Source organism: Actinocrinis sp., assembly GCF_035650855.1.
Lineage (GTDB): Bacteria > Actinomycetota > Actinomycetes > Streptomycetales > Catenulisporaceae > Actinocrinis.
Map to the genome: position 1 here is coordinate 1 of NZ_DASRGV010000178.1, position 8,251 is coordinate 8,251.

Consider the following 8,251-nt stretch of genomic DNA (forward strand, 5'->3'; position numbering starts at 1 on the left):
TCACGGCCGTTCTCCTGCGGTCCTGGTCGCCGGTCGCGCGTTGTGACTCGACGCCGGCCCGCAATCTGTTATGCCTCTGCATCGAACAGTGTGGCCTACCACACGGTATTTCACATACTCGGGAACGGCACACCCCAATCCTGCCGGATGCCGTAACGTGCCCCCAGGCCGCCCCGACCATCTACGCTTGCCGAATGAGCATGGCCGGTGAGACGACTGAGAACGCGCCCGCGACCCACGAGACCCCGTTGGCACTCACCCGCCGGGCACGGCGGATCAACCGGGCGCTCGCCGAGATTTATCCCGATGCTCACTGCGAGCTCGATTTCGAATCGGCCTTCCAGCTCCTCTGCTCAGTCGTGCTCTCCGCGCAGACCACCGACGTCCGCGTCAATCTGACCACGCCGGCCCTGTTCGCCCGTTACCCCACCGCCGATGACATGGCCGCGGCCGACCCGGTGGAGCTGGAGAAGTTGATCAAGCCCACCGGCTTCTACCGCAACAAGGCCAAGTCGTTGCTCGGCTTGGCTGTGGCCATCCGTGACCAGTTCGGCGGTGAGGTACCGCACACTCTGGAGGAACTGGTCACGCTGCCTGGTGTCGGCCGCAAGACGGCGAACGTCGTGCTCGGTAACGCGTTCGGTGTCCCGGGCATCACCGTGGACACGCACTTCGGCAGACTGGCGCGCCGCTTCGGCTGGACCCGCGAGGAGGATCCGGTCAAGGTCGAGTTCGAGGTCGGCGCGCTGTTCCCGAAGGCGGAGTGGACCATGCTCTCGCACCGGATGATCTTCCACGGTCGCCGAGTGTGCCACTCCCGCAGACCGGCCTGCGGCGCCTGTCCGATCGCCGCACTGTGCCCGTCGCGCGGAATCGGCGAGCAGGACCCGATCAAGGCGGAGGCGCTGCTGCGTCCCGCGTCGGCTCGCGAGGCGGCGCTGATCGCCGCCGCTCGGAAGGTGGCTTCGTGAACGACGCGGGCAAGATCATGGCCGCGCCTGAAGACCTGCCGACCTGGCTGCGCCCGCTCGCCGGGGCACTGCGCGAGCTCGCTCCGAACTGGCTCGGCTTCCGACCCAGGACACGCACACTGCCCGGAGAGCCGCGCCGTTCCGCCGTGCTGATCCTCTTCGGCGAGAGCGGGTCGCCGGGAGCTCCAGTACCGGACGTGCTGATCACCGAGCGAGCCGCGACCTTGCGCGCACACGCCGGGCAACCCGCCTTCCCCGGCGGCCGAATCGACCCCGAGGACCATGGCCCGGTGCACGCCGCGCTGCGTGAAGCGCAGGAGGAGACCGGCGTCGATCCCGAGTCAGTGGCCGTGTTCGGCCGCTTGCCGGAGATCTACCTGCAACCGAGTGATTTCATGGTCGCGTCCGTTCTGGGGTGGTGGCACACTCCGTCGCCGCCACGCGTCGTCAGTCCTCTGGAGGTGGCCGCAGTGCACCGAGTGCCTGTGGCCGAGCTTGCCGACCCTGCGAACCGGCTGCGCGTGCGTCATCCGGCCGGTTACATCGGTCCGGCGTTCCACGTCGACGGCATGCTTGTCTGGGGATTCACGGCCGGACTGCTCGACGCCGTGCTGAGACTCGGCGGTTGGGAACAGCCGTGGGACCACAACCGGCTCGAAGACTTGCCGGAAGAGGTCACGGCGCTGAGCGTTCAGTCAAGCTCGATCCGTCCCGCCGACCAGCGGCCGTTCGCCACGGGCACGGACGGTTTGGAAAACCCGACCGGGCTGAACGGTTCAGCGGCGAACGGTTCCACAGCTCACGATGCGAACGCGAACAATACGGACAGCACGGGCGGCTTAGCCGGCACCGGCGGCGAGTGAAGGTGAGCCCGTGGACCTGCTCGATCTGATTCTGATCATCGTCGCCATCGCGTTCGCGGTGTCGGGATACCGTCAGGGCTTCGTGGTCGGCGTGCTGTCGTTCGTCGGCTTCGTCGGCGGACTGCTGCTCGGATTGTGGCTCGTGCCCGTGGTGATACAGCGCTTCACCTCGAACACCTCGCTGGTCGTCTCGACCATCTCGCTGTGTGCGGTGCTCGTGCTCGCGGTGCTCGGGCAGGTCTTCGCCACCTCGGTCGGCGGGCGGGTGCGCCGGGAGATCACCTGGCGGCCGGTCCAGGCCGTGGACCAGAGCGCGGGCGCGGCGGTGTCGGTGATCTCGGTCATGCTGGTCGCCTGGTTCCTCGGGCTCGCCCTGGTGAACTCGACCATGCCGGTCGTCGCTCAGCAGGTCCGCAACTCGGCGCTGCTCAACGGCATGCGGACGGTGCTGCCGGCCAACGCGCAGAACTGGTTCAGCTCGTTCGCCAACGTCCTTGACCGCAGCGGCTTCCCGCAGGTGTTCGCGCCGTTCACGCATGAGCAGATCGCCAACGTGCCGCCGCCGGATCCCGCAGTGCTCAACCAAGCGGGTGTCGTCAAGGCGCAGAACTCGATCGTCAAGATCGTCGGTAACGCACCGAGCTGTGGGAAGCAGATCGAAGGCTCCGGGTTCGTCTACTCACCGCAGCACGTGATGACGAACGCTCACGTCGTCGGCGGCGTAACACATCCCACAGTGCAGGTGGGCGGAGAGGGACACCTTTACCGCGCGACGGTGGTGCTGTTCGACCCGACCAGCGACGTGGCAGTGCTCTACGTCCCCGGGCTGCGGTCGGCTCCGCTCTCCTTCGACACCTCGGGCGCGAGCGGCGACAACGCCGTCGTGGCCGGCTTCCCGGAGGACGGCCCGTTCACCCCGGTCGCCGCGCGCATCCGGCAGGAGATCCAGGCGCAGGGACAGGACATCTACCAGCACGGATCGGCGACGCGCGAGATCTTCTCGCTGTTCGCGCAGGTGCTCCAGGGCAACTCCGGCGGCCCGCTGCTCACATCGACCGGCCAGGTATACGGCGTCGTGTTCGCCAAGTCGCTGGAGGACGCCTCTACCGGATACGCGCTGACTGCCGCTCAGGTCTCGCAGGACGCGCATCAGGGCGCGGATGCGACAGGTGCGGTAGACACCGAGGGTTGCGCCATCTGACGCTCCAGCGCGTCGCCGATTCTCCCGAGTCCGGCAGCGTTTTCTGGGTCCGGCAAGGGCTCCTGAGTGTCACAGCATCCTGTTCCGCAACAGTGATCTAGAAAGTTGCTACTGTCTGATCGGCGATTCGCCAGGATCGGCCTGTGACTCGCGACTTTGGGGGGCGTTTCCGTGCTTGGACACTCGCATTCGACCAGCGGCGCGCTCGCCTGGGCTGCCGCGGCGGCCTGGGTGCCGGCGGCGGTGTGGCCGGCCCGGCTGGACATCAAAGACATCATGCTCGGCACGTTCATCACGGCCGGCTCCGCGCTGCTGCCGGACTTCGACCACCCGGACGGCACGATCGCGCACTTCCTCGGCCCGATCTCGCACACGTTCTGCCGCTTCGTCGAGTGGATCTCGGGCGGTCACCGGCACGCCACGCACTCGCTGCTGTTCGTGGCCGGGGTAACCGGCGGCACCTGGGCCGGAGCGCACTACCTGGGACGCCCCTTCACCCTGGGCCTGGTCTACATCCTGCTCTCGCTGGCCATACGGGCGCTGCATCTGTGCCCTCCCGGTAAGGGCATCCACTCCTGGGGAGTGGTGCTCCTGCTCGCGGTCGGGGGAACGTTCCTGATGGACCGTTGGATCAGCTCGGATCCCACCTGGCTGCCCGTCGCCGTCGGCCTCGGTGCGCTTACCCACCTTGCCGGGGACTGCCTCACCGATCGCGGGTGCCCGCTGCTGTGGCCGATTCCGACCCGCTTCGGCATACCGCTGATCAAGCACACCGGCGAGAAGCTGGAAACCGCCTTCCTCACCCCGCTCATGGCGGTCGGCGCGTTCGTATCCCTCTACTTCGCCACGACGCCGCTCACGCACAAGTAGAAGGCCGCCGTCGCGCCAAGGCCGTTTCCGCCGAGCCAAGATGCGCCGCGCGCCGCTGACCGGTATCTGCGCTCTTACCGGTCCGGTTCGTCGTCCGCGAGCCAGTTCAGCACCTCGGTGTTGAACAGCTTCGGCGCCTCTTCCTGCGGGAAGTGGCCGACGCCTTCAAGCAGCCGCCAGCGATAGGGCGCGTTCACGTGCCGCCCAGAGCCGCGCGCCGTGCTCGTGAGCACCGTACGGTCCAGCGCCCCGTGCAGGTGCAGCGTCGGCACCTCAGTCGGCGTGCGCATGCGCTGCTGGTACTGGAGCCCGTCGGGGCGCGGCAGGGACCGTACCCACCAGCGGAAGTACTCCAGCGAGCAGTGCGCGACACCCGGAATCATGATCGCTTGTTCGTATCGTTCGATCACGTCGTCGGGCGGCCATTCCGGGCCGCTCCACTCACGCAACATCCGGCCCACCGCCGCGCCGCCGTCTCGCAGCAGCGACTTCTCGGCGGCCAGCGGGCGCTGCGCCGCGAACACGTGCTTGCTCGCGCCGATCTGCGCGGGGTCGGTGAGAAGCGCGGCACGCTGCCGCCGCGGGTGCCCAGCGCCGACGACGACGAGCCGCCGCACGGTCTTCGCCCGCACGGTCGCGGCGGTCCAGCCGAGCGTGGCGCCCCAGCCGTGCCCGATGACCGCGGCGTTCGCCTCGCCGAGCGCGCGAATGACCCCCGTGACGTCCATGGTGAGTGTTATCGGATCGTAGCCTCGCGGCGTCTTGTCGCTGCCGCCGAACCCCCGAAGATCCATCGCCGCCGCTCGGTAACCGGCCTGCGCGAAGGCGATCAGCTGCTCCCGCCAGGTCCACCAGAACTGCGGGAATCCGTGCAGGAACAGCACGAGCGGGCCCTCGCCGAGCTCGACGACGTGGAAGCGGGCGCCGTTCGCGGAGACCTCACGATGGGTCCAGGCGCCCTCCACGTACACCGGTGACAGGTCTGAAGGCATGGGCGCCAGCATGGCACAACTGACTGTCCATAGGGTGTCGCAAGGGGGTGCGTTGGGCGACTTGAGGCGCCGATTGACGGCTGACGGACTAGCGCACGGACCGCTTGAAGACGGCGATCGACTCGTTCGTGGCGCGCTTCGTGGCGTCCACGCCGCGGATCTTCTTGAGCCGCAGCATCCCTATTCCGCCGAGCAGACCGGCGAGCAGAATGTAGCCGCCGCCGACGATGAGCCAGGCCCAGGCCAGGCCGATCCCGGCGGCGTGGATGCCGTACGCGATCGCGAACGAGAACATGATCAACGCGAACAGGGAGAGCAGCCCGGCGACGGCGAACAGCGCGCCGCCCATCGCCGCCTGCTTCACGTCCCGGCGCAGCTCCGCCTTGGCCAGCGCGATCTCGTCGCGCACCAGGCTGGAGAGGTCCTTGGTCGCGGACGTGACCAGTGCGGAGAGCTTGTGGTCAGAGTCGAGGCGGTCGGACTGGGAACCGACGGTCGTGGCCACGGCTACCTCCAGGAGTGCGTACGGCGACATGCAGGCCTTAGGTGGGCAATCGCGGCCCAAGTACCCCTGGTTTTGTCAGACTATGCGGTCATTGGGCTGACCGCGTGGCCTGCGGGCGCACCTGGTTCGGGTCAGTCCGGGGAGAACCGGGCAGGTCTCGCACGGCCCTGAATAGCTACAAGTTTACCTATCGATTTATCGACAAATCTACTTCTCGACAATGGCTGCGCGGCTGACCTGGGCCGTCCCGGAAAGCCGGCCGAATAATCCGGTCGCGTCAGTTCCACTCGCCGTGTTACCCATGAGCCATGCCCACTGAGCCGTCCGCCCCGCGCCCCCTCGCCGAGAGCGAGTTCGACCAATTCCTCTACCTCGACGAGCTGGCCTTCGGCTCCGAACCGCCGAGCGCCGCCGCGCTGGAGATCGACAAGGGGCTGCTGGAACGCGATCGCACGATCGGCGTGTTCGACGGTCCGCAGCTCGTCGGCGGCGCCTCGATCTTCAGCTTCGAGATGACCGTGCCCGGCGGCCGGATCCCGATGGCCGGCGTCAGCTGGGTGAGCGTAATGCCGACGCACCGGCGACGCGGCATTCTCAGCTCGATGATGCGACATCAGCTGCACGACCTGCACGAATCGGGCGGCGAAGCGGTCGCGGGACTGACCGCGAGTGAGCCGCCGATCTACGGGCGCTTCGGCTACGGCCTCGCCTCACGTGTCGCGCGATTGACGATTCCGCGGTTGCACAGCGGTCTGCGCATGCCGGCCGGCTCAGATGCCGTCTCCCTCAGGGTTGTCCCAACAGAGGAGTCGCTAGAGGCCTGCGAAGAGGTCTACGCGCGACAGGTGCCAAAGCGTGCCGGAATGCTTGTACGCACGCCGGCATGGGCCAACGCGTACGCCTCAGACCCCGAGGACTGGCGCGACGATCGGTCAAGGCTGCGTACCGTCCTTGCTGAACGAGACGGCCAGGCGGTCGGCTACACGCGTTACCGCGTCAAGCAGGAGTTCTCGAACGGTGCTCCGGCGGGCCGGGTAAGCGTGAACGAGCTCTACGCAGATGACGCTGCGGCCTACGCCGTACTGCTGCGGTATCTCGTGAGCGTTGACCTGATGACGACCACCGAACTGGCCGGCGTACCGCTTGATGCCCCGCCGCTGCGCCTCCTGGACAACCCCCGCGCGGCCAACGCCAGCGTCAAGGACGCCCTGTACATCCGCCTCGTCGACATGGACCGGGCACTCGCGTCGCGGACCTACTCCGCGCAAATCGACACCGTCATCGACGTGACCGACACGTTCTGCCCGTGGAACGCCGGACGCTGGCGGCTGACCGGAGACGAGAAGGGCGCCACCTGCGAACGCACGACCGCGGCCCCTGACATCGCGCTCGGCGTGCGCGAACTCGGATCGGTCTTCCTCGGCGGAGCCTCCCTCGCCTCACTCGGCGCGGCCGGCCTGGTCGAGGAGCGGCGCAACGGCGCGCTGGCAGAAGCCTCGCGCGCGTTCGTGACCGAACTGGAGCCCTGGATGTCGTTCGGCTTCTGATACAGCCGCCGGGACGCGAAATGCGGCGCGGCGTGTGTCCGATCATCAGCTGATCGGACACACGCCGCGAAACCCGCTCGATGCTGGCGCTCAGTCCTCCGTCGCGTGCGGAAGCTTCGCCGCGATCAAGTCCATGACGGAAGCATCGGTGAGCGTCGTGGTGTCACCCAGCGCGCGGTCCTCGGCCACGTCCTTGAGCAGCCGCCGCATGATCTTCCCGGACCGGGTCTTGGGCAGCTCGGCCACGAACTGGATCTGCTTCGGCTTCGCGATCGGGCCGATCTCCTTGGAGACGTGCGCCTTGAGCTCGGCGTCCAGCTCCTCGCCCTCCGCCTTACCGCCGCGCAGGATCACGAAGGCCACGATGCGCTGACCGGTCGTCTCGTCCTTAGCGCCCACCACGGCGGCCTCAGCCACCGAGGGGTGCGAGACCAGTGCGGACTCGACCTCGGTGGTGGAGATGTTGTGCCCCGACACCAGCATGATGTCGTCCACCCGGCCGAGCAGCCACAGGTCGCCGTCGTTGTCCTTCTTCGCGCCGTCGCCGGCGAAGTAGTAGCCCTGCTCGGCGAACCGCGACCAGTACGTCTCGCGGTAGCGCTCCGGGTCGCCCCAGATGCCGCGCAGCATCGACGGCCACGGCTGGTCCAGCACCAGGAAGCCGCCGCCGCCGTTCGGGACGACGTTGCCCTCCTTGTCCACCACGTTCGCCGAGATGCCCGGCAGCGGCCGCATCGCCGAGCCCGGTTTGGTCGTGGTCACGCCCGGCAGCGGCGAGATCATGATGCCGCCGGTCTCGGTCTGCCACCAGGTGTCGACGATCGGGGTGCGCCCGCCGCCGATGTTCTGCCGGTACCAGATCCAGGCCTCTGGGTTGATCGGCTCGCCCACCGAGCCGAGCAGCCGCAGCGAGGAGAGGTCGAACTTGGCGGGGATGTCGTCGCCCCACTTCATGAACATCCGGATCGCGGTCGGCGCCGTGTACAGGATGCTGATCTTGTACTTCTGGACGTTCTCCCAGAACCGCCCCTGGTGCGGGGTGTCCGGGGTGCCCTCGTACATGACCTGCGTCGCGCGGTTCGACAGCGGCCCGTAGACGATGTACGAGTGCCCGGTCACCCAGCCGACGTCCGCCGTGCACCAGTAAACGTCCGTCTCCGGCTTCAGGTCGAACACTGCGTTGTGCGTGTACGAGACCTGCGTGAGGTAACCGCCGGTCGTGTGCAGGATGCCCTTGGGCTTACCGGTCGTTCCGGACGTGTACAGGATGAACAGCGGGTGCTCGGAGTCGAACGCCTCGGG

General features: G+C 67.8%; 7 protein-coding genes and 1 pseudogene. 5 read left to right on the top strand and 3 right to left on the bottom strand.

Translation table 11 applies throughout. From position 1 onward, the window contains the following. Positions 1 to 194: 194 nt before the first annotated feature. From nth to VFB40_RS13465, 4 genes and pseudogenes are all read left to right on the top strand, one after another. The gene (gene nth, locus VFB40_RS13450) at positions 195 to 971 is read left to right on the top strand and encodes an endonuclease III (RefSeq protein ID WP_324850512.1); all 777 of its coding nucleotides are present in this window, start codon (positions 195 to 197) and stop codon (positions 969 to 971) included. 17 nt (positions 972 to 988) lie between these two features. Beyond that, a pseudogene (locus tag VFB40_RS13455) lies at positions 989 to 1,693 on the top strand (NUDIX hydrolase); the annotation flags it as partial. Positions 1,694 to 1,844: 151 nt separating this feature from the next. Next, positions 1,845 to 3,035, top strand: coding sequence for a MarP family serine protease (locus VFB40_RS13460; protein ID WP_324850514.1), 1,191 nt, complete (start codon positions 1,845 to 1,847; stop codon positions 3,033 to 3,035). A 171-nt stretch (positions 3,036 to 3,206) separates the two neighbouring features. Beyond that, positions 3,207 to 3,905, top strand: a complete 699-nt coding sequence (locus VFB40_RS13465; RefSeq protein WP_324850516.1) for a metal-dependent hydrolase — start codon at positions 3,207 to 3,209, stop codon at positions 3,903 to 3,905. 74 nt (positions 3,906 to 3,979) lie between these two features. Here VFB40_RS13465 and VFB40_RS13470 read toward each other — a convergent pair whose 3' ends face one another. Together VFB40_RS13470 and VFB40_RS13475 are read right to left on the bottom strand one after the other, a co-directional pair. After that, on the bottom strand, positions 3,980 to 4,897 hold the full coding sequence (locus VFB40_RS13470; protein ID WP_324850518.1) for an alpha/beta fold hydrolase: 918 nt from the start codon (positions 4,895 to 4,897) through the stop codon (positions 3,980 to 3,982). A gap of 88 nt (positions 4,898 to 4,985) precedes the next feature. After that, on the bottom strand, positions 4,986 to 5,402 hold the full coding sequence (locus VFB40_RS13475) for a phage holin family protein (protein ID WP_324850520.1): 417 nt from the start codon (positions 5,400 to 5,402) through the stop codon (positions 4,986 to 4,988). Between the two features lie 308 nt (positions 5,403 to 5,710). On the opposite strand from VFB40_RS13475, the gene VFB40_RS13480 reads away from it, so the two are divergent. After that, positions 5,711 to 6,949 carry a GNAT family N-acetyltransferase gene (locus tag VFB40_RS13480; RefSeq protein ID WP_324850522.1) on the top strand — a complete coding sequence of 413 codons (1,239 nt, stop codon included), beginning with the start codon at positions 5,711 to 5,713 and terminating at the stop codon, positions 6,947 to 6,949. A gap of 90 nt (positions 6,950 to 7,039) precedes the next feature. Here VFB40_RS13480 and VFB40_RS13485 read toward each other — a convergent pair. Further along, the coding region (locus tag VFB40_RS13485) for an acetate--CoA ligase (protein ID WP_324850524.1) at positions 7,040 to 8,251 on the bottom strand (1,212 nt) is incomplete at its 5' end.

Excerpts from the sequence above, each read along its gene's own strand:
- nth (WP_324850512.1), top strand. The coding sequence starts at position 195 with ATGAGCATGGCCGGTGAGACGACTGAGAACGCGCCCGCGACCCACGAG.
- VFB40_RS13480 (WP_324850522.1), top strand. The coding sequence starts at position 5,711 with ATGCCCACTGAGCCGTCCGCCCCGCGCCCCCTCGCCGAGAGCGAGTTC.
- VFB40_RS13470 (WP_324850518.1), bottom strand. The coding sequence starts at position 4,897 with ATGCCTTCAGACCTGTCACCGGTGTACGTGGAGGGCGCCTGGACCCAT.